The sequence below is a fragment of the Tropicimonas isoalkanivorans genome, from assembly GCF_900112335.1.
GTDB classification, from domain to species: domain Bacteria; phylum Pseudomonadota; class Alphaproteobacteria; order Rhodobacterales; family Rhodobacteraceae; genus Tropicimonas; species Tropicimonas isoalkanivorans.
Genome location: NZ_FOLG01000027.1, coordinates 1 through 23,122 on the forward strand (window position 1 = coordinate 1; position 23,122 = coordinate 23,122).

Annotated in this window: 24 protein-coding genes and 1 tRNA gene; 8 read left to right on the forward strand and 17 right to left on the reverse strand. The window is 63.4% G+C overall.

Going from position 1 to position 23,122, the window contains the following annotated elements:
* On the forward strand, positions 1 to 95 hold a 95-nt coding region (locus BM075_RS23025; protein WP_143089937.1), incomplete at its 5' end, for an adenosylhomocysteinase.
* 562 nt (positions 96 to 657) lie between these two features.
* Here BM075_RS23025 and lysM read toward each other — a convergent pair.
* The gene (gene lysM / locus BM075_RS23030; RefSeq protein ID WP_093362977.1) at positions 658 to 1,083 is read right to left on the reverse strand and encodes a peptidoglycan-binding protein LysM; all 426 of its coding nucleotides are present in this window, start codon (positions 1,081 to 1,083) and stop codon (positions 658 to 660) included.
* 252 nt (positions 1,084 to 1,335) lie between these two features.
* Between lysM and BM075_RS23035 the strand changes: the two genes are divergently transcribed.
* On the forward strand, positions 1,336 to 1,677 hold the full coding sequence (locus BM075_RS23035) for a DUF2853 family protein (protein ID WP_093362978.1): 342 nt from the start codon (positions 1,336 to 1,338) through the stop codon (positions 1,675 to 1,677).
* A 174-nt stretch (positions 1,678 to 1,851) separates the two neighbouring features.
* Here the strand turns inward: BM075_RS23035 and BM075_RS23040 are convergent, their stop codons facing one another.
* From BM075_RS23040 to tsaD, 3 genes are all read right to left on the reverse strand, one after another.
* The gene (locus BM075_RS23040; protein WP_093362979.1) at positions 1,852 to 2,271 is read right to left on the reverse strand and encodes an EVE domain-containing protein; all 420 of its coding nucleotides are present in this window, start codon (positions 2,269 to 2,271) and stop codon (positions 1,852 to 1,854) included.
* Positions 2,271 to 2,543 (reverse strand): YciI family protein, encoded by a 273-nt coding sequence (locus BM075_RS23045; RefSeq protein WP_093362980.1) that lies wholly within the window; start codon positions 2,541 to 2,543, stop codon positions 2,271 to 2,273. Before BM075_RS23045 ends, BM075_RS23040 begins: the two co-directional genes overlap by 1 nt.
* 63 nt (positions 2,544 to 2,606) lie before the next feature.
* Positions 2,607 to 3,707, reverse strand: coding sequence for a tRNA (adenosine(37)-N6)-threonylcarbamoyltransferase complex transferase subunit TsaD (gene tsaD / locus BM075_RS23050; protein WP_093362981.1), 1,101 nt, complete (start codon positions 3,705 to 3,707; stop codon positions 2,607 to 2,609).
* A gap of 81 nt (positions 3,708 to 3,788) precedes the next feature.
* Between tsaD and BM075_RS23055 the strand changes: the two genes are divergently transcribed.
* From BM075_RS23055 to BM075_RS23070, 4 genes are all read left to right on the forward strand, one after another.
* Complete coding sequence (locus BM075_RS23055; RefSeq protein ID WP_177208462.1) at positions 3,789 to 4,505, forward strand: uroporphyrinogen-III synthase; 717 nt, start codon at positions 3,789 to 3,791, stop codon at positions 4,503 to 4,505.
* A gap of 76 nt (positions 4,506 to 4,581) precedes the next feature.
* Positions 4,582 to 6,348 carry a hypothetical protein gene (locus tag BM075_RS23060; RefSeq protein WP_093362983.1) on the forward strand — a complete coding sequence of 589 codons (1,767 nt, stop codon included), beginning with the start codon at positions 4,582 to 4,584 and terminating at the stop codon, positions 6,346 to 6,348.
* A gap of 10 nt (positions 6,349 to 6,358) precedes the next feature.
* The gene (locus tag BM075_RS23065; RefSeq protein WP_093362984.1) at positions 6,359 to 7,870 is read left to right on the forward strand and encodes a heme biosynthesis protein HemY; all 1,512 of its coding nucleotides are present in this window, start codon (positions 6,359 to 6,361) and stop codon (positions 7,868 to 7,870) included.
* 200 nt (positions 7,871 to 8,070) lie between these two features.
* A tRNA-Thr gene (locus tag BM075_RS23070) sits at positions 8,071 to 8,146 on the forward strand.
* Between the two features lie 195 nt (positions 8,147 to 8,341).
* On the opposite strand, the gene BM075_RS23075 is transcribed toward BM075_RS23070, so the two are convergent.
* From BM075_RS23075 to BM075_RS23085, 3 genes are all read right to left on the reverse strand, one after another.
* Entirely contained in the window at positions 8,342 to 11,494 is a 3,153-nt protein-coding gene (locus tag BM075_RS23075) for an efflux RND transporter permease subunit (protein WP_093362985.1), read from the reverse strand.
* A 3-nt stretch (positions 11,495 to 11,497) separates the two neighbouring features.
* Positions 11,498 to 12,643: an efflux RND transporter periplasmic adaptor subunit gene (locus tag BM075_RS23080; protein WP_093362986.1), complete on the reverse strand. Its 1,146-nt coding sequence runs from the start codon at positions 12,641 to 12,643 to the stop codon at positions 11,498 to 11,500.
* Positions 12,644 to 12,920: 277 nt separating this feature from the next.
* Entirely contained in the window at positions 12,921 to 14,315 is a 1,395-nt protein-coding gene (locus BM075_RS23085; protein ID WP_093362987.1) for a dihydrolipoyl dehydrogenase, read from the reverse strand.
* Positions 14,316 to 14,665: 350 nt separating this feature from the next.
* Between BM075_RS23085 and BM075_RS23090 the strand changes: the two genes are divergently transcribed.
* Positions 14,666 to 15,352 carry a D-lyxose/D-mannose family sugar isomerase gene (locus BM075_RS23090; protein WP_093362988.1) on the forward strand — a complete coding sequence of 229 codons (687 nt, stop codon included), beginning with the start codon at positions 14,666 to 14,668 and terminating at the stop codon, positions 15,350 to 15,352.
* Positions 15,353 to 15,368: 16 nt separating this feature from the next.
* Here the strand turns inward: BM075_RS23090 and BM075_RS23095 are convergent, their stop codons facing one another.
* From BM075_RS23095 to BM075_RS24285, 7 genes are all read right to left on the reverse strand, one after another.
* Positions 15,369 to 15,593, reverse strand: coding sequence for a hypothetical protein (locus tag BM075_RS23095; protein ID WP_093362989.1), 225 nt, complete (start codon positions 15,591 to 15,593; stop codon positions 15,369 to 15,371).
* Positions 15,594 to 15,757: 164 nt separating this feature from the next.
* Positions 15,758 to 16,858 carry a hypothetical protein gene (locus BM075_RS23100; protein WP_093362990.1) on the reverse strand — a complete coding sequence of 367 codons (1,101 nt, stop codon included), beginning with the start codon at positions 16,856 to 16,858 and terminating at the stop codon, positions 15,758 to 15,760.
* Positions 16,859 to 17,008: 150 nt separating this feature from the next.
* Entirely contained in the window at positions 17,009 to 17,515 is a 507-nt protein-coding gene (locus BM075_RS23105) for a sigma-70 family RNA polymerase sigma factor (protein ID WP_281244975.1), read from the reverse strand.
* 289 nt (positions 17,516 to 17,804) lie between these two features.
* Positions 17,805 to 17,960 (reverse strand): hypothetical protein, encoded by a 156-nt coding sequence (locus tag BM075_RS24565; RefSeq protein ID WP_177208463.1) that lies wholly within the window; start codon positions 17,958 to 17,960, stop codon positions 17,805 to 17,807.
* Positions 17,961 to 18,123: 163 nt separating this feature from the next.
* Positions 18,124 to 19,860: a sensor histidine kinase gene (locus BM075_RS23110; RefSeq protein WP_093362991.1), complete on the reverse strand. Its 1,737-nt coding sequence runs from the start codon at positions 19,858 to 19,860 to the stop codon at positions 18,124 to 18,126.
* Positions 19,857 to 20,429, reverse strand: coding sequence for an RNA polymerase sigma factor (locus BM075_RS23115; RefSeq protein ID WP_093362992.1), 573 nt, complete (start codon positions 20,427 to 20,429; stop codon positions 19,857 to 19,859). Before BM075_RS23115 ends, BM075_RS23110 begins: the two co-directional genes overlap by 4 nt.
* Complete coding sequence (locus tag BM075_RS24285; protein WP_143089938.1) at positions 20,426 to 20,590, reverse strand: NepR family anti-sigma factor; 165 nt, start codon at positions 20,588 to 20,590, stop codon at positions 20,426 to 20,428. Before BM075_RS24285 ends, BM075_RS23115 begins: the two co-directional genes overlap by 4 nt.
* A 96-nt stretch (positions 20,591 to 20,686) precedes the next feature.
* Between BM075_RS24285 and BM075_RS23120 the strand changes: the two genes are divergently transcribed.
* The gene (locus BM075_RS23120; protein ID WP_093362996.1) at positions 20,687 to 21,496 is read left to right on the forward strand and encodes a response regulator; all 810 of its coding nucleotides are present in this window, start codon (positions 20,687 to 20,689) and stop codon (positions 21,494 to 21,496) included.
* A gap of 73 nt (positions 21,497 to 21,569) precedes the next feature.
* On the opposite strand, the gene BM075_RS23125 is transcribed toward BM075_RS23120, so the two are convergent.
* From BM075_RS23125 to BM075_RS23135, 3 genes are all read right to left on the reverse strand, one after another.
* Complete coding sequence (locus tag BM075_RS23125; protein WP_177208464.1) at positions 21,570 to 22,442, reverse strand: PRC-barrel domain-containing protein; 873 nt, start codon at positions 22,440 to 22,442, stop codon at positions 21,570 to 21,572.
* Positions 22,443 to 22,551: 109 nt separating this feature from the next.
* Positions 22,552 to 22,725, reverse strand: a complete 174-nt coding sequence (locus BM075_RS23130; RefSeq protein WP_093362994.1) for a DUF1328 domain-containing protein — start codon at positions 22,723 to 22,725, stop codon at positions 22,552 to 22,554.
* 76 nt (positions 22,726 to 22,801) lie between these two features.
* The coding region (locus BM075_RS23135; protein WP_143089939.1) for a transposase at positions 22,802 to 23,122 on the reverse strand (321 nt) is incomplete at its 5' end.

Consider the following 23,122-nt stretch of genomic DNA (forward strand, 5'->3'; position numbering starts at 1 on the left):
TCGGCGTCCGACTCTCCGAACTCTCCCCCGAACAGGCCGACTACATCGGCGTCACCGTCGACGGTCCCTTCAAGCCGGACCACTACAGGTACTGATCACGCCAAAACGCGTGGCCCGAAGACCCGCCCGAGAGGCGGGTCTTTGCGTTTCTGTGGTCACAGTCGACGGAGAGGGGCGTGTCGGCACATGCAGCATCAGCGTCATACGAAAACCGACGCCGTCGTCGTGTTATCGAGGTGCTGAATCGTGCGGACAACGCTGGTCCGCCCGGAATAAGGCGAAGGCGCCGGGCGAGCGCCGGACCGGCCCATCGGTCTGGCGCTATTGCCGCCCGCGCGCACGGCTCAAATCTCTCATTGATTTGGCAAATATAAAGCCCGCTGCCCGCCCGTCTAAGCACCAGCCCTACACCCGAACACATTCCCCTCTGTCACCAGCGAACAAAGATGCAAGCGCGGGTGAGAGTCCCGTTTTCTCTGTCGGACGTGGCCGCTTTCAAGTCGCTGAAATGCGCCGTCCTAAGCCGGGGAGCAAACGTTTAAAAATTCTAAAGCGAATCTGGTAAGCGCTTGAAATCACGTCACCTACCCTCTGTCCCACGCATGGGACGCGTCCAAAGGGCGGGGTGTCCCCCGCCCTCGGACGCGCTGGCCGGAGTCAGGCGGCTGGGATCCGCAGTACCTGTCCCGGATAGATCTTGTCCGGGTCCGACAGCATCGGCTTGTTGGCCTCGAAGATCTCCATATAGCGGCTGCCGCTGCCAAGCGTCTTCTCCGCGATCGCCCAGAGCGTGTCACCGGACTCCACCGTGTGCAGGGTCGGATCGTTCCCCTCGGTCTCGTCCTCGACCGTCGCCACGCCCTGGATATTTCCGACAGCCACGATCATCTTTTCCTTGGTCTCCTGATCGACGGCCTTGCCCGACAGTTTGACCGTGTCGCCCTCGACGGCGATGTCGATCCCCTGATCGTCCAGACCGAGATCCTTGACCTCCTGTTTCAATGTGTCAGCCGACGGCGCCTCGGAGGCCTCCGCCGCACCGAGGTTCTTTCCCTTGCCCTTGAGAAAACTGAACAGACCCATTGTACTTTCTCCCTGTAATCCAAGCTCGTTTTTCGAATTTCCATGCACCGGCGGACCGGCTGCACGAATGATGGGGGATTTCGCTCCCGTGTCGATGACTTTTGCCTACCGGACTGGATCTCCACCCACCCTCGCCGGAATGAACGGCCGGACTTTCTTCTTGTTCCGTCGGCGGTTCCCACTAACCTGACGGCACAGCAGCGTGCATGACACCGCTGCCTCAGAAACGTGGGACAATGCGAGGGAGATGACATGAGCAAGCGTGACGAATTGATCGGGAAATATGCCGACGATATTCGGAGAAAGTGCGGCATGGAGCCGGACATGGACCTTCTGAGGAAGGTGACCATCGGCTGCGGCCCGTCGATCTACAGCGACGACGCCTCGACGGTCGCCGCCAGCCAGCCAAGCGAACTGGAGACGATCAAGACCAACTTCCTGATGAAGAAGCTCGGGCTTCCGGACGGGCCGGAGCTGATGGAGGGGATCGACGCGGTCGTCGAGATCTACGGGAAATCAGAGCGGAACAAATACCGCGCGGTCTTTTACTACCTGCTCACGAAGCATTTCAAAAAGGACGCCGTCTATGGCTAGCGCCACTGATTGAACCTTCGTAGAGAAGCATTCGGAATGCCCTGACGTCGAGCGCGGGTGTCGGCGTGTTGGAATTTCATTGGACGGCGCCGGTACAGGGTGCAGCCGCCGCCTGATGTGTCGCCGGCGCCCGTAGACCATCACCCCAAGTCGCGGGACGCTCTGCCAGCCCGTTCAGGCAACGACACCCCCCATCCCGCAGATGATCTTCCATTCCGCTTTGGTCACCGGTTGCACCGACAGCCGGCTGTTCGTCACAAGCGCCATATCCGATAGCTCCGGAGTCTCCTTGATCTCGGCGAGCGTCACCGGCCGCTCAAAGGGGTCGACGGCGCGGATGTCTACGCACTCCCATCTGGGATCGTCAGTGGTGCTGTCCGGGTGAGCTTCAGCGCAGACCTCCACGATCCCCACCACGGCCTTGTCCTTCTGGGAGTGGTAGAAGAAGCCGCGATCCCCGACCTTCATCTCCCGCATGTTGTTGCGCGCCTGGTAGTTGCGCACGCCGTCCCATTCTTCGCCATCCGTGCCCTTTGCGACCTGATTTTCCCATGACCAGACCGACGGTTCCGACTTGAACAGCCAGTAAGCCATCAGCCGATGACCTTTTTCCAGGGCTTGATCTCCACGCTTTCGAAGAGACCGGCCAGCGCGTAGGGGTCTTTCGCGGCCCACTCTTCGGCCTTCGTCATATCTTCGACGTCGAGGATAACCAGTGAGCCGCACATTTCGCCCGCGTCGTCCAGGAACGGGCCGGCTATCGTCACCACGCCGGAGGCGTCGACGTGCTCCAGATGCGCCGCGCGGTTGTTCTTCCGGGTCTGAAGGGCGCCGGGTTTATCCTTGCAGATGATGGCGACGAGCATGGGGGTCTCCTTGGTGTTCGAGTTCGGCGCACAATCCCGCGCGGGCCGACGCAAAGCAAGCCCTCAGGCCTTCGCTCCCTTTTTTCCAGAGCCGAGCATCCCCGCGCGTGCGCTGTCGAGCGGCCAGCGGGGGCGGGCGGAAAGCGTCAGGTCGTCGACCTGTCCGAGCAGCGCCTTTTCGATCCCGGCCCAGGCGATCATCGCGGCATTGTCGGTGCAAAGGTTCAGCGGTGGGGCCACGAAATGCAGCCCACGCGCGTCGCACAGCGATTGCAGGCGGCCGCGGATCTTGCTGTTGGCTGCGACGCCCCCAGCGACTGCGAAGGCGGGATGCGCGGGCGTGGCGGCGAGGTACGTGTCGATCGCCCGCCGGCTTTTCTCCTCCAGCACGTCGGCCACCGCGGCCTGAAATCCTGCGCAAAGGTCGAGGCGGTCGGCCGCCCGCAGGCCGGTACCCCCGGTCTCGGCAATGCAGGCGTCCCGTGCACGGAGCAACGCCGTCTTGAGACCGGAGAAGGACATGTCGCAACCCGGGCGGTCCAACAGAGGGCGGGGGAACGCGAAGCGGCTCGGGTTCCCTTCCTCGGCAAGGCGCTCCACCTGCGGCCCGCCGGGCTGGGGCAGGGCAAGCAGCTTGGCCGTCTTGTCGAAGGCCTCGCCGGGTGCATCGTCGATGGTGCCGCCGAGCCGGTGGAAGCGGTCGGCCGCCTCGACCAGGAGGAACTGGCAGTGCCCGCCGGAGACCAGCAGCACGAGGTATGGGAAGGGCAGGGCGTCCGTCAGGCGCGGCGTGAGCGCGTGGCCTGCCAGGTGGTTCACACCGATCAGGGGAAGACCCGTTCCCAGCGACAGCCCCTTGGCGCACATCACACCGGAGAGCACGCCGCCGATCAGCCCCGGCCCGGCCGTCACCGCGATGCCGTCAAGCCCATCCAGTTCGACCCCGGCTTTTATCAAGGCCGCCGCCACCACGAGGTCCAGCTTCTCGGCGTGGGCGCGGGCGGCGATTTCGGGGACGACGCCGCCGAAGGCCGCGTGCAGCTCCGTTTGCCCCGCGACGATGTTCGACAGGATCTCGCCGCGTCCGTCGGCATGGCGGCGGACGACGGCGGCGGAGGTGTCGTCGCAGCTGCTCTCGATCCCCAGAAGGGTGATGGGGCTCATGACGTCGAAGGCGGGCGGTTGCACGGGGCGGGTACCTGGGGCAAGGAAGATCAGGCCCAGATAGTCTCGCAGGCGCAAAAAGTGAACCTCTCCCGCACGACACTGCTGCTGACCCGCCCCGAGGAGGCGTCTCGACGGTTTGCCGACGACGTCGCCCGAGGGGTCGGGCGTTTTGGCAAGGTTGTGATCGCGCCGGTGCTGGAGATCGTTCCGGTGGAGGCCGAGTTGCCGGACGCTGCTGCGGTCGACTGGATCTTTACCTCCGCGAATGCGGTCCCGGTGGGGCAGGGTGTCGGAGCGGGCGGCGCGGCCTGGTGTGTGGGCTCGCGTACGGCGGAGGCGGCGAAGCGCGCCGGTTTCGACGTGCGGGCGGTTGCGCAAGACGCGGAATCGCTGCGCAACGTTATCTTTTCCAACCCGCCCGAGCGCCCGATGATCCATGTCGCCGGTCGGCATCGGCGCGGCGATCTGGCCGGGGACCTGCAAGCCGCCGGGATAGAGGCGCGGGCCGTGACAGTGTACGATCAGCAGCCTTGCGCGCTCTCGGAGGCCGCACGCCGGGTGCTGGAGCGGCCGGGCGACGTGGTCGCGCCGCTGTTCTCGCCCCGCTCGGCGCGCCTTTTTGGCAGTGCGGCAAAGGGCCGGATTGCGCGGATCTTCGCGGTGGCCATCAGTGCGGCAACTGCGGAAGCGTGGGAACCATTGGCGGGCGAACGCGTCATAGTTTCGCAAACGCCTGATGGAGAAGGTATGTTGGCCACATTGGGCAGTCTGTTTGACGCAGACCGCTCTGCTTGAGGCATGTGCATCGCCAAGCTAAGTTCCTTACGGGACACGCCATGCTGCACATGCCCAGATTCGGGGAGTTATTTCATTGGCCGATAAAAAAGAGACCGAAACGGAATCGGATGAAACCGAACGATCCGAAGAGGACCAGCAGACGGTTCCGGTGACGGAGGACGAAGACGTTCCGGATACGGTGGATACGGAAGACGAGACCTGGGAGGAGACCGCCTCCGAGGACGAGTTGCCGACTGAGACGGAATTCGAGGACATGGACCCGTCGGAGGACGTGGAGCCCGAGGACGTCGAAGACGCTGAAATTATCTCGGAAATGCCCGCGGAGCACGAGATGCGGCAGGGCGTGGACGAAGAGCCTACCCACGAGTCCCCAGAGTTGTCGCGCGAAGAAGCGGACGCGGAGATGCTCTCGGGCGGAGAGCCTGCGGAAGCCATTTGGGACTCCGACACGGATACGTCCGAGGACGAAGACGTCCAATACGCGGAGCCTGTGGTCGACACCGGCGAGCCCGTTTCCTCCGAAGATCTCGCCGACACATCGTATGATCCCGACGTGGAGCCGGACATCTATGCCGCTTCCTATACGCCGACAGACCCGGTGATCGAAGAAGAGATCGAGGCAGAGTCGGAGGACAAACCGGAGCCGGAGACCGAGGATTCGCTTCTTTCCAAGGTAGGTGGAGGGTCGGAGGCCGTTCGGTCGGTCGACCGGGAGCCCATCGTCGTGGAGCGCCGTGGTGGCATGATCGGCGGCTTCGTCGGTGGGATCGTTGCAACGCTGGGCCTTGCCTTCGCTGCGCCCTTCATCATCCCCCATTCGATGATGCCGGACTTTGGCGCCAAGGCGGTGCGCGCGGATCTGGAAGCGCAGTCCGAGACGGTCGCGGCGCTTCAGACCGATGTACAGGCGCTGCAATCGAGCGTCTCCGAGGCAGCCACCGCAGCCGATCTCTCTGCCCTTCAGGCGCAGACGGAAGAGTCCATGGGATCGCTTCAGTCGACGCTTGAAACCGTGCAGACTGAAGCCGCACCCGCCTCCGGCGTGGAGGAAATCAGGTCTCAGATGCAGGCGCTCCAACAGGAGCGGGAGGCTCTGCTCCAGCGTATAGACGAGTTGGAGAAGCGGCCGATCGCGGAGGCGACCGACCCCGCATCCATTGCCGCCGTCGAAGCCTATGGCCGCGAGGTCTCGGGTCTTCGCGAGCAACTGGATCAGATGATGGCGCGCGCCGAGGAGATGGTCGCGCAGGCCACCACTGCGGCCGATGCCGCCGTCAAAGCGGCCTCCACGCGGTCCGAAGAAGTGCTTGCCGGTGCGCAGCAGCAGGCCGAAGTCACGGCGGAGCAAGCCCGCCAGGTTGCGCGCGCGGCTGCGATGGTGGACATCCAAGCCGCGCTCGAAACCGGGCAGCCTTATGAAAAGGCGCTGGCCGGCCTGTCCGGGGTGGAGGTTCCCCCCGCCCTAGCGGATCAAGCAGCGGAGGGCGTTCCAACGCTGGCAGACGTGCTGGAGGCATACCCGCCGGCGGCACGGGCCGCGTTGAAGGCGTCGCTCCGGGTCTCGAACGAGGAGACGGTCGAAGGGCGCCTGACCACGTTCCTGCGTACCCAGACCGGACTTCGGTCGCTCGCCCCGCGTGAGGGGGATGACCCCGACGCTGTTCTCAGCCGCGCCGAGGCTGCCGCCGCGGAAGGGCGGCTGCATGATGCAATCGACGAGATCTCTGCCCTGCCCGAGGCGGGACAAGAGCAGATGGCGGACTGGGTCGAGATGGCCCGCCGCCGCGCCGATGCGGCTGCTGCCGCAGACGATCTCGCCGCCAGCCTGACCACCAACTAAGGACACCGCAATGCTTTGGTCTCTCGTCAAGATTCTGTTGTTCGTTGCGGTGGTCGCCGGTTTGACCATCGGCGCGGGCCTCATCATGGAAACCGGCCCCGGGGTGACGATCGCCGTCGGAACGGTTGAATTCAGCCTCGGCCCGCTACAGGCCGTTCTCGTGGCGCTCGCGCTGCTCGCTGCTCTTTGGATCATCTTCAAGCTGGTCGGACTGCTGCTGGCGTTCATCAGGTTCCTGCTCGGGGACGAGACAGCACTATCGCGCTATTTCGCCAAGAACCGGGAACGGAAGGGCTACCGCCTTATGGAGGAAGCGTTGATGGCCCTGGCCGCCGGCGAAGGCAAGGAGGCGATGAGCAAAGCTGCCAAGGCGCAGAAATACCTGCAGAATCCGAAGGTCACGAAGGTGATTACCGCCGAGGCTGCCGAGATGATCGGCGAGCGCGCAAAGGCGGAGGAGGCCTACAAGACCCTGTTGAAGGACGACAAGACCCGGTTCGTGGGCATCCGCGGGATCATGAAGCAGCGCCTGGCCGACGGGGATACCGACACCGCGCTGAAATTGGCGCAGCAGGCCTACGCTCTCAAGCCGCGTCATGAGGAGGTGCAGGACACGCTTCTGAAGTTGCAGGCGGAACACCACGATTGGGCCGGTGCGCGGAAGACGCTTGGCACCAAGCTCAAGACCGGCAATCTGCCGCGCGACGTGCACCGCCGCCGGGACGCCGTACTCGCTGTGTCGGAGGCGAAGGACATTCTCGACACCGGCAAGTCGATCGAGGCCCGCGAGGCCGCCATCGAGGCGAACAAGTTGTCGCCGGACCTCATCCCGGCCGCGGTCATGGCCGCTCGCGCACTGATCGAGAAAGGCAAGCAACGGCAAGCGACCCGCGTCCTGAAAAAGACGTGGGAGGTCAACCCGCACCCGGAACTCGCCGTCGCCTTCGCCGAGATCCAGCCAGAGGAGGATCCGAAAGCGCGGGTGAAGCGCTTTGCAGACCTGACCAAGCAACAGGCGGATCATCCCGAGAGCAAGATGCTCATGGCGGAACTGAACATCGCGGCCGAGGACTTTCCGGCCGCCCGTCGGGCAATCGGCGATCTCGCGTCCACGCACCCGACGGCGCGCTCGCTGTCGATCATGGCAGCGGTCGAACGCGGCGAGGGCGCGGACGACGCGGTCGTGCGCGGCTGGCTGGCACGGGCCGTCACGGCGCCGCGAGGCCCGCAGTGGGTCTGTGACAAATGCCACAACACGGAACCGGCATGGGTCCCGGTCTGCTCAACCTGCGGGGGCTTCGATACCCTCGCCTGGCGCGAGTTGCCGAAGACGGAACTGACGATGCCCACCGGCAGCGAGATGCTTCCGCTGATCGTCGGCAAGCCCGCGGCGGAAGAGCAACCTGTCGCTCCGGAAATTACGGAGCCGGTGACGTCGGACGAGGAAGTTGTCGCGGAGGTCACGTCGGCCGAAGAGCCCGTGATCGTCGATGCGGATACCCCGCCGAGGGAGGCGAGGTAGGAAAACTCAGAACGCGACGTACCAGCGCCGGCCATGTACGGTGTACGGCGCTGGCTTTCCCTTAGGGGCGCGCGCACGATCCCGAGGTCGGCGCTTTTTTCAGTGGACGTGTGTCGCCCCTCCGATCCGGGATTGACCTCCCCGAACAGTCGGTTAAAAGCGGCGCACTGTAACGATTTCGGCCGCTGTTTGGCCAGGACGCCGGTGTAGCTCAGCTGGTAGAGCACGTCATTCGTAATGATGGGGTCGGGGGTTCGAGTCCCTTCACCGGCACCACCCCAACCATCCAGGAAAAATTCCGTCTCTGTTCGGGTCGCAAATCCGCCGGCCACGCAGGGCGTGGCGATCACTGAGGTTGCGAGGGAAATCGGGATCTAAGCCCCCGGTATCGTCGCGTTTCAGAACGTTCACCGGCAGACATCATTCGCCCGTCCGGCCGCCCAGCGGGTACGGCAGGGGTGGGTGGATCTGCTACCGCAGCTCGGACTCTGGATCTGCTGACGGTTCGGCTCGCCGGGCAAACACCCCCTTGATCCGCTCGCGCAGAGCCTGGAGCACCACGTACAGCACCGGAACAAGGATCACGCCCAGGATCGTGGCGGCCAGCATTCCCCCGAAAACCGCGATGCCGATCGCCTGCTGGCTGGCAGCCCCCGCGCCGGAGGCCAGCAGCAAGGGCACCACGCCGAGGAGGAACGAGAGAGCCGTCATCATGACCGCGCGGAAGCGTTGATGGGCGGCCTCAACCGCTGCTTCCCGTATGCTCATACCACTTTCCCGTCGTTCCATGGCGAATTCCACGATCAGGATGGCATTCTTCGCCCCGAGTCCGATCAGCATGATCATCCCGATCTGAGTGTAGAGGTTGATGTCTCCGCCCGCCACAGCCACCGCCGCGACCGCGCCGAAGAGTGCTACTGAGACGGATAGCAGGATCGCCACCGGCATCGTCCAGCTCTCGTATTGCGCGACGAGAAACAGGTATCCGAAGAGGATCGCCATGATCAGGATGACCTGCACGAGGCCGCTTGCCGCTTGCTGTTGCTGCGCCGTGCCGGTCCATTCGTAGGTGTATCCAGGTGGAAGGGCGGCCGCGGCCTCCTCCTCCAGCGCCAGGATCGCATCGCCGGTCGACAGCCCCGCAGCCGGCACCGCCGTTACCGTCGCAGAACGGAACATGTTATACCGGTTCAGCAGCACGGGTCCGAGGATGTTCTCGACGTCGATCAGCGTGCCCAGAGGGACCATTTCGCCAGATGTCGAACGGACGTAAAGGCGCGAGATGTCTTCGATCTGGCTGCGTTGATCCCCATCGGCCTGGATCAGGACCTTGTAGACCCGCCCGAACAGGTTGAAGTCGTTCACGTAGTACGAGCCAAGATAAGCCTGAAGCGTCTGGAACACCTCGCTGACCGTCACGTTGAGCGACTTCGCCTTCTCCCGGTCCAGATCGACGTAGATCTGGGGTACGTTGGCCCGGAAGGTGGTATAGGCCTGCGCGATGTCCGGCCGCTGGTTGGCGGCGTAGACGAGACCGCCGAGGGCGGCGGCAAGGTCCTGCGGGGTGCCGGCGCCGGTCTGCTGCACTTTCATCTCCACCCCGGCCGAAAGCCCAAGGCCCGAAATCGGTGGCGGGTTGAACGCGATGACGCTAGCTGCCGCCTCCTGATTCGCTATGCCGAGAATGCTTCGCAGGATCGCGTTGGCGTGCAGGTTCGGGTCGGTCCGGTCCTCCCACGGGTCGAGATTGACGATGACCATCGCGCCGTTAGAGCCGCCACCGGATAGAAGGCTGAAGCCGTTCACGAGCACCGTGTTCTGGACGCCGGGCAGGGCCTCGAGCTGGGCATTGACGCGGTCGGTGACGGTTTCGGTGCGGGAGAGGGAGGCCGCGTCGGGAAGCTGCACGTCTACGAAGAGGACTCCGTTGTCCTCCAGCGGAATGAAGCCCTTCGGTGTGGCCATGAAGAGCGACCCGGTCACGGCAAAAACCACCCCCAGCACGACGAGGCTCAGGAGCGACACCCGCACGAAGCGTTTCACAATGTCCGCATAGCCGTTGCGCACCCGCCCGATGCCGTTCTCGAATACGGCGAAGATTCCTTTCGGCGGACCCTCGCGCCGTTTCAGGATGAGGGAACAGAGCGCCGGGGACAGCGTCAGTGCGTTGATCGACGAAATCACCACAGCGGTACTGATGGTAATGGCAAATTGGGAATAGAGCCGACCCGTGATCCCGGGCATCAGCGTTACCGGAACGAAGACCGCAAGCAAAACCAGCGTCGTGGCGATGACGGGGCCCGTGATCTGACCCATCGCCTTTGCAGTCGCCTCAGGCGGGGAAAGCCCCTCTTCGGCAATGATGCGCTCCACGTTCTCCACGACGACGATGGCGTCGTCCACCACGATGCCGATGGCCAGAACGAGCGCGAAAAGCGAGACGGTGTTAAGCGTCATGCCGAACGCCAACAGGAAGGCGAAGGTGCCGATAAGCGACACCGGGATCGCCACCATGGGAATGATCGTCGCCCGCCATGAGCCTAGGAAGACGAAGACGACGGACATCACCAGGATGAAGGTCAGGATCAGCGTCGCGACCACATCGTTCAGGGATTTCTCGACGAAATCTGTCGAGTTGTAGGGGACGGCGTATTCGATATCGTCGGGAAACACTCGGCTCAGCCGCTCCAATTCCGCCAATACCCCATCGGAGACGGCCAACGCGTTCTCCCCCGGCGCCTGATAAACAGCAAGAACCGTCGAGGGCCGCCCATTGAAACGCCCGGAGGCGTTATAGTAGTTCGCCCCCAGTTCCACCTCGGCCACGTCCTTCATCCGGACAACGGCCCCGGCGGTGCCAGTGCGGATCACGATGTCGGAGAATTCCTCGACGGTGGAAAGCCGCCCCTTGGACTTGATCGTATACTGGAACTGCTGGCCCTCCGGCGCGGGCGGCGAGCCTACCTGACCTGCGGAAACCTCGAGATTCTGTTCCCGGATCGCCGCGATCACGTCCCCTGGCGTGACGCCGAGGCTGGCCATGCGTTCGGCGTTCAGCCACATCCGCATCGCGTATTCGAAGTTCGTCAGGACGTCTGCCTGCCCGACGCCCTTCACCCGCGCCAGCGCGTCCTTCAGGTTGATCGAGGCGTAGTTCGACAGGAACACCTCGTCGTAGGTTCCGTTGGGCGAAAAGAGCGTCGCCACCAGAAGCATGTTGGTGGAGGCCTTCTGGGTCGTGACCCCCCGGCTCGTCACTTCCGTCGGCAGGGCGGCCGTGGCCTGGGCCACGCGGTTCTGCACGTTCACCGCAGCGATGTCCGGGTCGGTCCCCACTTCGAAGGTCACCGCCAGCGAATAGGACCCGGTGTCCGAGCTGTCGGACGACATGTAGATCATGTCGTCCACCCCGTTCACCTGCGCCTCAATTGGGGCCGCGACCGTGTTCTCGACCGTGGTGGCATTGGCGCCGCTGTAATTCGCGTTGACGCGTACCACAGGCGGCGTGATGTCGGGGAACTGCTCTACCGGTAGCACGGCATAGGCGATGGCGCCCATGATCGTCAGAACCAGCGAGATGACGAGGGCGGTCTTGGGGCGCCGGATGAAGATGGCGGAGAACATGGCTTAGTTCTCCGTCTCGGTCGGGGAGCCTGCCAGAACGGATTCAACCTTTACACCCGGGCGGATCCGCTGAAGGCCCTCCACGACCACCATCTCTCCCTCGCGAAGGCCGTCCTGCACGATGAAGACCGTTTGATGCACACGCCCGAGCGTGACGTAGCGCTGTTCGACCCGCTGGTCGGGCGTGACAATAAGCACGAAGTCCCCGCGCTGATCCCGTTGCACAGCGGCCTGCGGGATGAGCAGCTTCGTCTCGGGCTGCAATGCCTGGATGCGCACGTCCATGAAGGCGCCGTCCAGGATCAAACGTTGCGCGTTGGGGAACTCCGCGCGCACCGCGATGGTCCCCGTGGTCGGGTCGATACGGTTGTCGACGAAGACGAGCCGCCCCGGTTCCTCAAGCCGTGTGCCGTTGGGCAGGGTCAGGAAGACGTCCGGCGTGATATCGGTCTCCGCCAGATCGGGCAGTTTCGCCTGGAGTTTTTCCAGCACGTCGAGCAACTGCTTCTCGGTCAGGGAAAACGTGACGTGGATCGGTTTCTCGCGCACCAGGGTCGCCAGGGGCGGGGATGAAGGCCCGACGACATCGCCGATACTAGGGCCGATTGCCCCGATACGGCCAGGAAACGGCGCGGTGATTTCGGTGTAGCTCAGATCCAGTTCGGCGGCACGAATTGCGGCGTTGGCAGCCTGCACCTCTGCTTCGGCCACCAGTTTGTTGGCCCGGGCGATATCCGCCTCGCTCTGTGGAGACGCCTGGCGGTTCACGAGTTCCTGTCGCCGCTCCAGCTCGATGTTCGCCAAATCAAGGTTGGCCTCGGCGCGGGCCAGGTCGGCCTTTCGCGCGTCGAGCGTCGCCGCGTAGGCGTCGCGTTCGATGCGGAACAGCACGTCGCCTTCGGCCACCTCCGACCCCTCGGCGACGAGGCGTTCCTTCAGGAATCCGTTGACGCGGGCCACGATGTCCAGCGTATCGACGGCCTCCCCCCGACCGATAAACGTCGCCTCGTCGATCAGCTCTTCGGTATAAGCTGCGGCCACGGAAACGCGCGTCACTTGCTCCTGCGCAGTTGCGGCGGGAACAATCAGGGCGGTCGCGCTGTTTATGGCGATGAGGGCCGCTGCAATTCGGGTGAAAGCTCGTTGCATGACCGGTTGCCTCCCTGAATTGTGCGGCTCCAGGGCCCTCTTTTGGCGTGCCGCCAAATCCGTTGTAGATCGTCCATCCCTTTGCGCATAGTTTTAATTCGACGCTTGCGCCGAGCGAATTTCCGAGGATCGCGGGGTACTTGCTCGAGTTGGAGGTTCCGCACAGCGGGCCGACCGAGTGCGATCGGTCAGCGGAGACGCGCCTAGGTCCACTGCAACTTCCGACCTTTGGGGCCGTGGCCCGATCGTCGTCCCGCTCTCGGGCCGCTCCGCGATGCTAACAGCCGGGCCGTTCGTCGTCTTCCCTGTCCCATGGGGTGTCGCAACCGCATTGCTGGAACAAGTCCTGCAAGGCGGGTCGCAGGCCCTCTGCGACAGTGGGGTGATAGATCGGCAGGTCGAGTGCCTGATCCACGTTCATCCCGCTCTGCACGGCCCAGGCAATCAGCAGCGCAAGGTGTTCTCCACCGGGAGCGCACAGTTCCGCACCGGCGAGCGTGCCGTCGGCTTCGGCATAGATCTTCGCTGCCCCAACGTTTCGCGCCTCCACCTTTGCGCGCCCCTGATCGGCCCAGGAACAGGTGGCGGAGATGAGGCCGTCGCCGGAGCGTTTGCCCACGAGCGCAACTTCCGGACGGGAGAAGCAGATCGCGAGCGGGACCTTGCGGTGGCTCCGGGATACATTGGGGAAGTGAGCAGCGTTCCGGCCCGCAATACCCCCCTCGGCAGACGCCTCGTGCAGCAGCGGGCGATCCGCATTGGCATCGCCCGCGATAAAGACCGGCGCGTCGCCGCATTGGAGCGTGCAGGGGTCAAAGATCGGCGTGCCGTTGTCATCGAGGTTGAGTCCCGCCGCATCCAGGCCCAGCCCGTCAAGGGCCGGGGGCCGGCCGGTCGCCATCAGCACTCGCTCGAAACTGCGGCTTTGATCGCCCCAATGGAGGCGCACCCTGTCTCCATCGCGTTCAGCGTCAATTTCAACGCCGAGGTGAAGCGCCATCTGGTCGCGAAGGTGCGCCTCCAGCGGTGTCTGTACCTCCTCCTCCGACAGGCCACCGAGGGATGTGCCCTGATCGAATAGCGCCACGTCAACGCCTAGACCGGCCAGCGCCTGCGCCATCTCCAACCCGATCGCGCCGGCGCCCACCACCGCCACGGAACGCGGGAGGTCCTGCAACTCAAAAAGTGTCTCGTTCGTCAGCAGCACGTCGCCCAGATCGCGGAAGGGCGGGGGAATGAATGGCGTGGACCCTGTGGCGATAACGACGGCGGAGGCCTGAATGGTGTCGCCCCCGTCGAGCGCGAGTCGGTTCGGCGCGGTGAAATGGGCGCGATCGGTCAAGCGAACGTCGTCCGGGATATCGTCAATGCTCTCGCAGACGGCATCGACGAAACGGTCCCGTTCAGCCTGCACGCGCTTCATGACCTGCGGCCCGTCGATCCGTGGGGCGGCCTTGATCCCGAACACCTCCGCGTCGCCTGCATTCCGGGCGGCATCCGCGGCGGCGATCAACAGCTTCGACGGCATGCATCCCACGGTCGCACAGGTCGTCCCGGCGAAATGGGGATCGATGAGAAGAGTTGTCGCGCCTTCCTTTCGGGCCCGTCGCTCCGCCGCAAGTCCGGCGGTACCAGCACCGATAACGGCAACGTCGCAGGTCAACTCTCGCATTTCTTCACCCCAACACGGCTTGCGGCCCACCGGAGGACGTGGCGCGGCTTGCCCAGCTCAAAGAGTGGCACAAGCCACGATACGTGCTGGGATGCGTCATGAATTTCCTGCCCCTTGGAATGGCCTCGTCCAGACAACGCGTGCCAGCCACGCAGGTTCCGGACGACCTGGCGGACAGGGTTGCGTAGGGGAGCCTACACCGGTCGTCTGGGTTGCGATCTTCACCGTCCCCAACCGACGTCCGGTACGGCCGACTGTCGTCGATTTGCATTCCGGCCGCGCGGCTATACTCTGAGCGGAAGACGACCGAGCGCCCCAACGGACGTTACGGCAATCGGAAAGGACCTCAGATGAAACGCTCCCGCATCAACGAGATCATGGCCGCCGCGGACGAGATGATCCGGCATTACGGCTTCGTGCTCCCTCCCTTCGCCTACTGGACGCCAGAGGAGTTCAAGGCCAAGGCGGACACCGCCGCGCGCGTGATCGACGCCCGGCTGGGTTGGGACATCACCGACTACGGCCAGGGGGATTTCGACAAGCTCGGTCTCTTCCTCTTCACCCTCCGCAATGGACGGCTTGAGGACCTGCAGCGCGGTGGTGGCATGTGCTATGCCGAGAAACTCCTGATTTCCCGTCAGGACCAGATCAGCCCGTGCCACACCCACGTTATCAAGGCCGAAGACATCATCAATCGCGGCGGGGCGACCATGGCGATCCAGCTTCACGGCTCCGACGCGGACGGCAACTTCGATGAGGATGCCGGCGGGACGGTCATGTGCGACGGCATTCGCCGGGACTTCTCCCCCGGCGAGGTGCTGCTGTTCGAGCCGGGCCAGAGTGTCACCCTGATGCCGGGCGACTGGCATGCCTTCTGGGGCGAGGGCGGCGACGTCTTGATCGGTGAGGTGTCTACGGTGAACGACGATCTGACCGACAACATCTTTCGGGAGCCCATCGGCCGCTTTGCCGAGATAGAGGAGGACGTGGCGCCCACCCACCTTCTGGTGAGCGACTACGACCGCTGGCTTCGGTAATCGTCCGGGGCTGCGCTTAGGCCCCGCGCGCACTTGGGTGGTCTCGCTCCGGCAGCCCCCTCGCATCCGCAACCAGCAGGGCAAGCGCTGTGAGGGCGACGACGAGCAGCGCGACCTGATCCAGCGTGGGGGCGCGCCATTCGGCACCCAAAAGGTGCCCTGCCACTTTCAGCGTCCAAGCGATCCACGGCCCTTCGACCAGCCCGAAGAGACATGCGGCGACGATGACGGTCCGGTTCATGTCAGCTTGCCCCTGTGCCGTGCCCGTCGACCTCGCGCTCTCCGGGCGTGCGGAAGCTTTCCCCGTGCGGCAACTAACGCTGCGAAAAGGATCCCGCGTTGATACAGGTCAAGGCGGTGGAAAAGGCGGGGCGAAGAAGCGAATGCCCGCCTAGGGCGCTCGGATCAGAAGCCGACCGCGCTAAAGGCCGGATCGCTGTCGAATGTCAGGACGCCGCCGGAAACGTCCGTTACTTTCAATTGGTCATTGGACAGGGACACGTCCGTCACCCGCCGCCAGCCCTCGGGGCGCGGGAAGGCCACGATGGCGTGGGCAATGCGGTGGACTTTTCCCGGCGCCAGATCCAGCGCGTCGGGCACGCCCACCGCCGAGACAGCATTCGGCCCCAATGCGGCGCTGTGCCCACCGGCGCCTGGCGCGCATCCGTCTTCGATCCCCAGCACGCCCCTGTGGCGGCCGTCCCAAGGCGCGTAATCGCGGCCGCCGTTCGAATGCCAGAGCATCGTCACCGGCAACGTTTTGGGGTCCCTCAGGACGAGAACGACATCGTCCTCCGCATCCCGGACCACGGCGCTCCAACCGAGCGGGTTGCCCGCAGCCTCCACCAGAAGAACAAAATCCTCGCATCCGTCCGCGATCGGCAGGCGGTGCAGGTCCACCGTGCTGCCATTGGCTGCCGGGAAAGCGGAAAGATCCTCGGTTCGGGCCGGACAGGCGAGCCGGTTTCGGCCAGGCTCCAGCGGTACCTCCGGCGACATCGCCAGCCGTTTGGCGGAGGTCGAAAAGGTGCCGCCCGCCGCCATGTGCACCATAGGATGATGGGCGACGGGGAGCCGTCCCGCGCCGCCTTGAATCCGGTGTTGCTGGCAAAGGACGGGCGCGGCATGTCCCAGTCGAACGGACTTTTGCACTGTCGCGCCCAGCACTTGCTGATCCAGTTCCATTTCCAAAGTACCGTCGCCGGCCGACAGCAGCCGCCAGGGGGTGTTCGCAGTCGGGCCGTGGATCGGGCCGGGCTCGACATCATTCGACCCGAACGGCGCACAGAAGAAGTCTCCCGCCAACGCGCGTTCCACTGGTGCAAGCTCCGACAGCTCCGCCTCACGCGCCTCAGACGCCCAGGGCGCGGTGTGCAGCGCCTCGATTTCGCGGTCGCCAGCAGTGAGGACAAGGCGCCGGAGAACGCCCGTATTGCGGTCGACGTCCGCACGGACAGATCCGGTTTCGATTTGCAGCAGGGTTTGACCCTCGGGCCGGTTTGTCATGGTGATCTCCTCCTATCGCCCTGCGGCATGGCCGATGTATGCCGCCCGTCGCCTGCCCATGCGCGGCATTAGACAAATCAGGCGCACGACACACCTGTCATGCGCCTGCGGCCCCGGCTTGTGCAAGGGGTGGTTTAAAGACGATCGAGGTCAGTAGAGCTTGCCGCCAAGGTCCGTCATGATCATGGATCTCGCTCGATTGACGCGGCTCTTGATCGTCCCGATCTCACAGTCGCACAGGCGGGCGGCTTCCTCGTAGCTGACGCCCACAACGACGACGAGGACCAGCGTTTCCCGGTAGTGGTTCGGGAGACGATTGATCGCTTCCAGAAGCTCCTTCCCCCGCATCGTCCATTCCTGGGTCTCCTCTATGGGACTTTGGAGGGACGCCGCAACGTCGAGGCCTGTGACTTCACGCCCGGAGCGGCTGGCGTGGTTGTAAAAGGTGTTCCGCATGATGGTAAAAAGCCAGGCTCTGAGGCGGGTGCCCGGGGTGAAGCTGGACAAGTTCGCCAAGGCTTTCACCAACGTTTCCTGGACGAGGTCATCGGCGTCGTGTCGATTGCGGGACAACGCGTAAGCGTAGGCGCGCAGAGCCGGCATCAACTCTACGACGTCCTGCCGTAGGTTGGCATCTTTGTCGCTCTCGTTATTCAAGGAGAAGGCCTTGAACCTCCCTAGTGGATCTTATTAAGGTCTGATCTGTCAACGCAGGGTAGAACAAGTGGTTCCGGCTGACGCTGTGGACTGCCCTATTGGCTTACGCGAATCTCTGCATTTTCTGGTTATTTCGCGAGCCTCCTCTGGCAGGCCTTGCCGCGCGATTTCCAATGCGCGTGGGGCAAACCGCGCCCCTATAACCGGTCTCCTCCAATATGTTGACTGATGACTGGTGCGGCGTTTCCGCGGGGCACATTGCAGTTACCGATCGCAGCAACTGGCCTAGCTAGCCCCGTCCGCGCAGCATCTCGGCCGTCATATCCCGCAGGCGGAGGTGGGCAACGACCCGGTGCCGACGCTCAGTGCCGCCAAACATGTCGGCGCCACTTTTCCATAGGCCATAGGCCGCCTGATGGCGCAGGCTGAAGAAGATGAGGGTCATTATCTGTCGCATGGATTTCTGGGATTCGCACGGGATGGGAGGGTCGATGCCCGAAGGGAACCGATGCGCCCCGATCACGGGGCTGACTGAGAAGATTTTTGATGTGTTTGATGAACGCAGGACCGCGCACGATGTTCCCCCCGACCGTCGCTTGGGGGAGCACCTAGGTCGGGTCCACTTGCACCGGAGCGATGTCGTCCGCCATTGGCGCCTCGCCCACCTCAACCAGGGGAACGTCGATGCGGAGACGGTACCGCCCGTCTGTGCGCTCCTCGTCCAGTTGACAGCCGAGCTGACTGGCAAAGGAGCGGATCAGGGGGCTGCCGCCGCCGGTGCCCATCGTGGCCGCGCCGGGCAGGCGATCCGACAGTAGGTAGCTCACTTCCAGACGCGCCAGTTCCTCCCCGACGTGGACGAACGTAAAGTCGATCCGCCGTACGCCGTCCTCATCCTCTGCAGCGTATTGGGAACCGTCGTTCAGAGCTTCGGCAGCGAGCAGGGCCAGCGGCACGGCCTGTTCCGGGGACATTCGAACAGGGTCCAGTTGGGTGGAGATTTCGTGGCCGTGGCCCTGATCCTTGAGCCGCAACTGGAACGCAGGAATGACCTTCCCGAATAACTCGTCGGCATGGACGGTCGCGATGCCTGGCGTTTGGAGCAACTCGCGGTGAATAGCGGCGAGGTTCAGAATGCGCGCCTGGATGCGCACCAGAATATCGCGCAGGCTGCCCGACTCCACCCGGCGGATTTGCATGTTCATGATGGACGCGATGAGCTGGAGGTTGTTGCGCACCCTGTGGTGCACCTCGCGTAGAAGGACGTCGCGTTGGTGCTCGGCTTCCTGAAGTTCGGCCTCATTGTCGCGGAGGGCTTGTTGCAAGATTTGGAGGGCCGACCCGATCTCACGGAATTCCCACGTCGAGTCGTTCAGATCCAGGCCGATATCCCGCGCCGCTCGCGGATCCTCGGCTAGTCCGCGGACAGTGCCTGCAAGATGGCCGACCTTTCGGATGAAGAAACGGTCCAACGCCAGGAAGGCGAGGGCAAGGGTGCTGAGCCAGACGATCGCCGGGGTCGTCACCGGCGAAACCCATCCCCAAAGACCCATTGCGGCGCCCTGTCGAAGCCCGATGGCATAGAGCTCCCCGGCGACGAGCGGGGCAACGGCATAGATCCGCTGTATGCCCTTTTCATCGGTGGCCGTATAGGATGTGGGCGCCCGCTCCGTCATTCCGATGAGGGCGTTCGTTTCGGGCAGGACATCGAAGGTATGTGTTCCTCCGTCTCCGCCTCCGAAAATCTCTCCGGCGGCCGAAAACAGGGCCAGTTGATCGGTGTCCCGCTGCGGGAGGAGCTCCGCCAAGGGCACATAGATCGCCACCAGCCCGCTATATGCGCCTGCCGCATCGACCACCGGGGCGGTCAGGGCAAGGGTCGGCGCCGCGCCAGAGGGAGAGGGCGCGACGAGGCGGTTCTGCGGTTCCTGGTAAGAAATCAGGTCGGCAAACATCGAGTCTTGCGCGATGTCGATCTCTGTCTCCGCGGTCGAGCACCTGATCTGCCCACTTTGAGGAACAAGGGCCGCAAAGCTCAGGTACGGTCGGGCGAGGAGGGTGGCGTTAAGGAGCTTACTACACCCCTCGGCATCGTCGAGCACCGCACGTGCCGCAACGGCGAGCGTTCCGACCACTCCAGACGCTTCGCGGAGCATCATTTTTTCGCTGGCGGTGGCGCCGACAATCTCCTTCAGAAGCGCGTTCTCCGAAAGGGATCGTTGCTCCGCCATGTATGTAGCCGCATTCACGGTCGCGAGAAGGGCCAGGGGCAAGGTGGCCAGTGCAAGCACGCATGCCACCCGAACCCCAAGTCGCCTGCCACGATGGGGGACGGGCGGTTTCATGCCGCTTCCACTCCTCCTTTGCCGGGAGGTGCGATGGCGGCTTCAGCAATATCGGACCAGAGGGTCTCGCCAATCTCGAGACCGAGGAGTTCGCACAGCCTCTGGCGGGCCCGGTTGGTGCGGCTCTTGACGGTGCCGATGGCGACCCCGGTCACTTCTGCCGCTTCCTCGTAGGAAAACCCGGACACACCGATGAGGATGAGAACCTCGCGATGCTCCGGGGACAGTCGATCGAAGGCGGCGGTAAAGTCGCCGAAGGCCAGGCGGTCGTCGTGTGTGGGGCGGACGTACAAACGGCGGACGTAATCGCCATCGGGATCGGGGACTTCCCATTTCTGCCGGCGCCGTTGCGAGTAGAAGGTGTTTCGGAGAATCGTGATCAACCAGGCGCGCATGTTCGTCCCGCGTTGGAACTGGTCGATTTTCGTCCATGCCTTCACGATCGTCTCCTGCACCAAGTCATCGGCTGCCGTTGCGTCACGTGTAAGGCTGTTGGCAAAAGCGCGCAGATCGGCCAGGTGACTGACGATGTCATCCCGCGGGTCACTGGACGTGCCGTGCCCGGTCATTCCTTGCCGTCCGTTTTCCGCCGAAGCTCCTCGAGCAAATCCCGAAACCTGTCGGGGATTTCCTGGTCCAGTACCTCTTTGTAGACCCTTCTAAGATTCTGGTCTATCTGGGCCTTTAGAGCTTCGGGATCGGGCTTGGCCCTGTCGTCGTCGCCGTGCATAATAAGCCACACCCAGTATCCGCTTGTAACCGCCTTACACACATCAAACGGTTTGGCGCTAGCGAAAGTTCCCTTGATGAAAGAATGGAGCGAAAGATGACCTCGAAACTCAGAAAGGTCGGGGTGGAGTCGATTGCTGAAAATGTCCCGTATCTGCGTCGCTATGCACGCGCGCTGACCGGAAGCCAGGCGACGGGTGACAAGTTCGCGGCGGCCACGCTGGAGGCCATCATCGCCGACGATGGCGTGATTGCCGGCGAGGCGGACCCCAAGGTTGCGCTGTTTCGTCCGTTCCACGTTGTCTGGGCCAGCGCGGGAGCCCCGATGGGGGAGGGAGACTCGCGGTTGTCGGCGCGGGCGCAGCACAACATGTCGGCCCTAACCCCCAACTCCCGCGAAGCGCTTCTTCTCTATGCCATTGAAGGGTTCAGCTACTCCGAAATCGCCCGCATCCTGGGCATCGGTATCGAGGAGGCTCGCGAGTCCATCGAGATCGCCAGGAACGAGATGGAGGCGACGATCCGGGGCGACGTCATGATCATCGAGGACGATCCGGTCATTGCCATGGACCTGTCGAATATCGTGGGGGACATGGGACATCGCGTCAGCGGAATTGCACAGACCAGACAAGGCGCCGTGGACCTTGCGGACAGGGTGCGCCCGGATCTCATCCTGGCCGACATTCAGCTCGCGGACATGTCCTCCGGTCTCGACGCGGTCAACGACATTCTGGACCATGCGGGGGAGCTGCCGGTCATCTTCATCACGGCTTTCCCCGAGCGTTTCCTTACGGGGATCCGGCCGGAACCGGCGTTCTTGATAACCAAGCCCTTCACGGAGGATCAGGTGCGCTCCGCAGTAAGCCAAGGCATGTTCTTTGCGTCTACGGAGACGCTGTCCCTGTAACGGCGCTTCGCCGGACGGCGGGACGCAAAAACCTCGCCGAGTGGCGGGGCCTTCATCTAACAGTCCCTGCAAGTTAGCCGTCGTAGTGCGGAAACGACGCCAGCTCCTCCTCGGTCATGGATAAATAGACGCGGACGCTGATCGAGTTGTCCGGCTTGTCGATTTGCATATCGTTCAGCTCGATCTTGACCGGGGTTTCACCGAGGCCGAGAAAACCGCCGGTGTCCACGATTGCTGCCTGAACTTCGCCGGCGTCGTTCAGCAACAGTTCCGAAATTTCTCCGACGCGCATGTCATTGCTGTCGAACACCGGAGCACCCGTCAGGCGTTCGGTTGTCAGTTCGGTATCTGGCGCCGTCAGGACACCGTCGCTAACCTGCGTGCTGCTCGCGTTCAGGTCCCCGTTGGCAAGGGTGGTGCCGAGCAACGGAGATGTCAGATCTGCCGATCCTGCTTCGGCACCGTTGAACGCTGGAGCGTCATTCAACGCGCCCTCCGGTAGGTTCAGGACCACACGAACGTCCTGGTCTCCCGGCGCCGTGCCATCGAAGACGAACTGCACCACCTCGGCCGCAACGGCGACGGTTTTGTGATCTCCGCCTGCAGATTGTCGCAACTCCACCACGAGAGCGTCGAACTGCCCTTCGGTGGATAAAATCACATCTTCGACGCTGCCGATTTCGTCCCAGTCTGGCTGTGCGCCGTCGTCAGATGTTTGGTCCGAGTGGTCGTCACGAAAGACGGGCAGACCAAGCATGCTGGATGCGGAGACATGCGACGCGCCCAGTGCGTTCCAGAAGAGCGGACGGACTTCGTCGTTTTGGGCAAATGCCGGGGCAACGGCGCCAGCGGCAATCATGGTGGAGAGGATTAGGTGTTTCATTGAAGCATTCCCGCGCTCAGTGAACGCGTCATTCTGAAAAAAAATAAGCGGACCACCCCGCATTAGGGCGGTCCGCTTGGGGCATCTGAACATAACTGCGGCTTGGCTTTAACCCGGCGCGGCTGAGCTACAAGCTATCAACTTAGCCGCATACGCCCGACAGGCGCTGTTGTTAAAGCGGCGGCTTGCCACGTACGGCACGAGCCACCATCGCCACGACGAAAAGAATAAGGAAGATTACGAAAAGAATCTTCGCGATGCCGGCCGATGCACCAGCAATTCCGCCGAAGCCCAACAGGGCGGCAACCAAGGCGATAACGAGAAAAGCAATTGCCCATCCAAGCATTTTATTAGATCTCCGTTTCCCGCGGCGCTCCCCGCCGCTCTTGATCCCCAACGCGCCTAGTGGCTAGGGTCAGGACTCATAGCCAGTAAATGACGAGAGCGGCCAGGGCGATGGCTGACAGGAAGACCTTCGGGCATCTGTCGTATCGGGTTGCCACCCGCCGCCAGTCTTTCAACCTCCCAAACATGATCTCGATCCGGTTGCGACGTTTGTAGCGGCGCTTGTCGTACTTGACGGTTTTCTTGCGCTGCTTTCGGCCGGGAATGCATGCGCGTATCCCTTTGTCTTTCAACGCTTCTCTGAACCAATCGGCGTCATATCCACGGTCACCGAGCAGCCAATCTACCTTTGGCAGGCTGCTGACAAGCGCCCGTGCACCGATGTAGTCACTGACTTG

What these genes read in the sequence shown, in the direction of transcription:
- BM075_RS23095 (WP_093362989.1), bottom strand. Translation starts at nt 15,593, where the DNA reads ATGAACCGGACCGTCATCGTCGCCGCATGTCTCTTCGGGCTGGTCGAA.
- BM075_RS23100 (WP_093362990.1), bottom strand. Translation starts at nt 16,858, where the DNA reads ATGACAAACCGGCCCGAGGGTCAAACCCTGCTGCAAATCGAAACCGGA.
- BM075_RS23110 (WP_093362991.1), bottom strand. Translation starts at nt 19,860, where the DNA reads ATGAAACCGCCCGTCCCCCATCGTGGCAGGCGACTTGGGGTTCGGGTG.
- BM075_RS23035 (WP_093362978.1), top strand. Translation starts at nt 1,336, where the DNA reads ATGAGCAAGCGTGACGAATTGATCGGGAAATATGCCGACGATATTCGG.
- BM075_RS23090 (WP_093362988.1), top strand. Translation starts at nt 14,666, where the DNA reads ATGAAACGCTCCCGCATCAACGAGATCATGGCCGCCGCGGACGAGATG.
- BM075_RS23120 (WP_093362996.1), top strand. Translation starts at nt 20,687, where the DNA reads ATGACCTCGAAACTCAGAAAGGTCGGGGTGGAGTCGATTGCTGAAAAT.
- BM075_RS23115 (WP_093362992.1), bottom strand. Translation starts at nt 20,429, where the DNA reads ATGACCGGGCACGGCACGTCCAGTGACCCGCGGGATGACATCGTCAGT.
- BM075_RS23040 (WP_093362979.1), bottom strand. Translation starts at nt 2,271, where the DNA reads ATGGCTTACTGGCTGTTCAAGTCGGAACCGTCGGTCTGGTCATGGGAA.
- tsaD (WP_093362981.1), bottom strand. Translation starts at nt 3,707, where the DNA reads ATGAGCCCCATCACCCTTCTGGGGATCGAGAGCAGCTGCGACGACACC.
- BM075_RS23080 (WP_093362986.1), bottom strand. Translation starts at nt 12,643, where the DNA reads ATGCAACGAGCTTTCACCCGAATTGCAGCGGCCCTCATCGCCATAAAC.
- BM075_RS23125 (WP_177208464.1), bottom strand. Translation starts at nt 22,442, where the DNA reads ATGCGGGGTGGTCCGCTTATTTTTTTTCAGAATGACGCGTTCACTGAG.
- BM075_RS24565 (WP_177208463.1), bottom strand. Translation starts at nt 17,960, where the DNA reads ATGACCCTCATCTTCTTCAGCCTGCGCCATCAGGCGGCCTATGGCCTA.
- BM075_RS23130 (WP_093362994.1), bottom strand. Translation starts at nt 22,725, where the DNA reads ATGCTTGGATGGGCAATTGCTTTTCTCGTTATCGCCTTGGTTGCCGCC.
- BM075_RS23065 (WP_093362984.1), top strand. Translation starts at nt 6,359, where the DNA reads ATGCTTTGGTCTCTCGTCAAGATTCTGTTGTTCGTTGCGGTGGTCGCC.
- BM075_RS24285 (WP_143089938.1), bottom strand. Translation starts at nt 20,590, where the DNA reads ATGCACGGCGACGACGACAGGGCCAAGCCCGATCCCGAAGCTCTAAAG.
- BM075_RS23085 (WP_093362987.1), bottom strand. Translation starts at nt 14,315, where the DNA reads ATGCGAGAGTTGACCTGCGACGTTGCCGTTATCGGTGCTGGTACCGCC.
- BM075_RS23075 (WP_093362985.1), bottom strand. Translation starts at nt 11,494, where the DNA reads ATGTTCTCCGCCATCTTCATCCGGCGCCCCAAGACCGCCCTCGTCATC.
- lysM (WP_093362977.1), bottom strand. Translation starts at nt 1,083, where the DNA reads ATGGGTCTGTTCAGTTTTCTCAAGGGCAAGGGAAAGAACCTCGGTGCG.
- BM075_RS23045 (WP_093362980.1), bottom strand. Translation starts at nt 2,543, where the DNA reads ATGCTCGTCGCCATCATCTGCAAGGATAAACCCGGCGCCCTTCAGACC.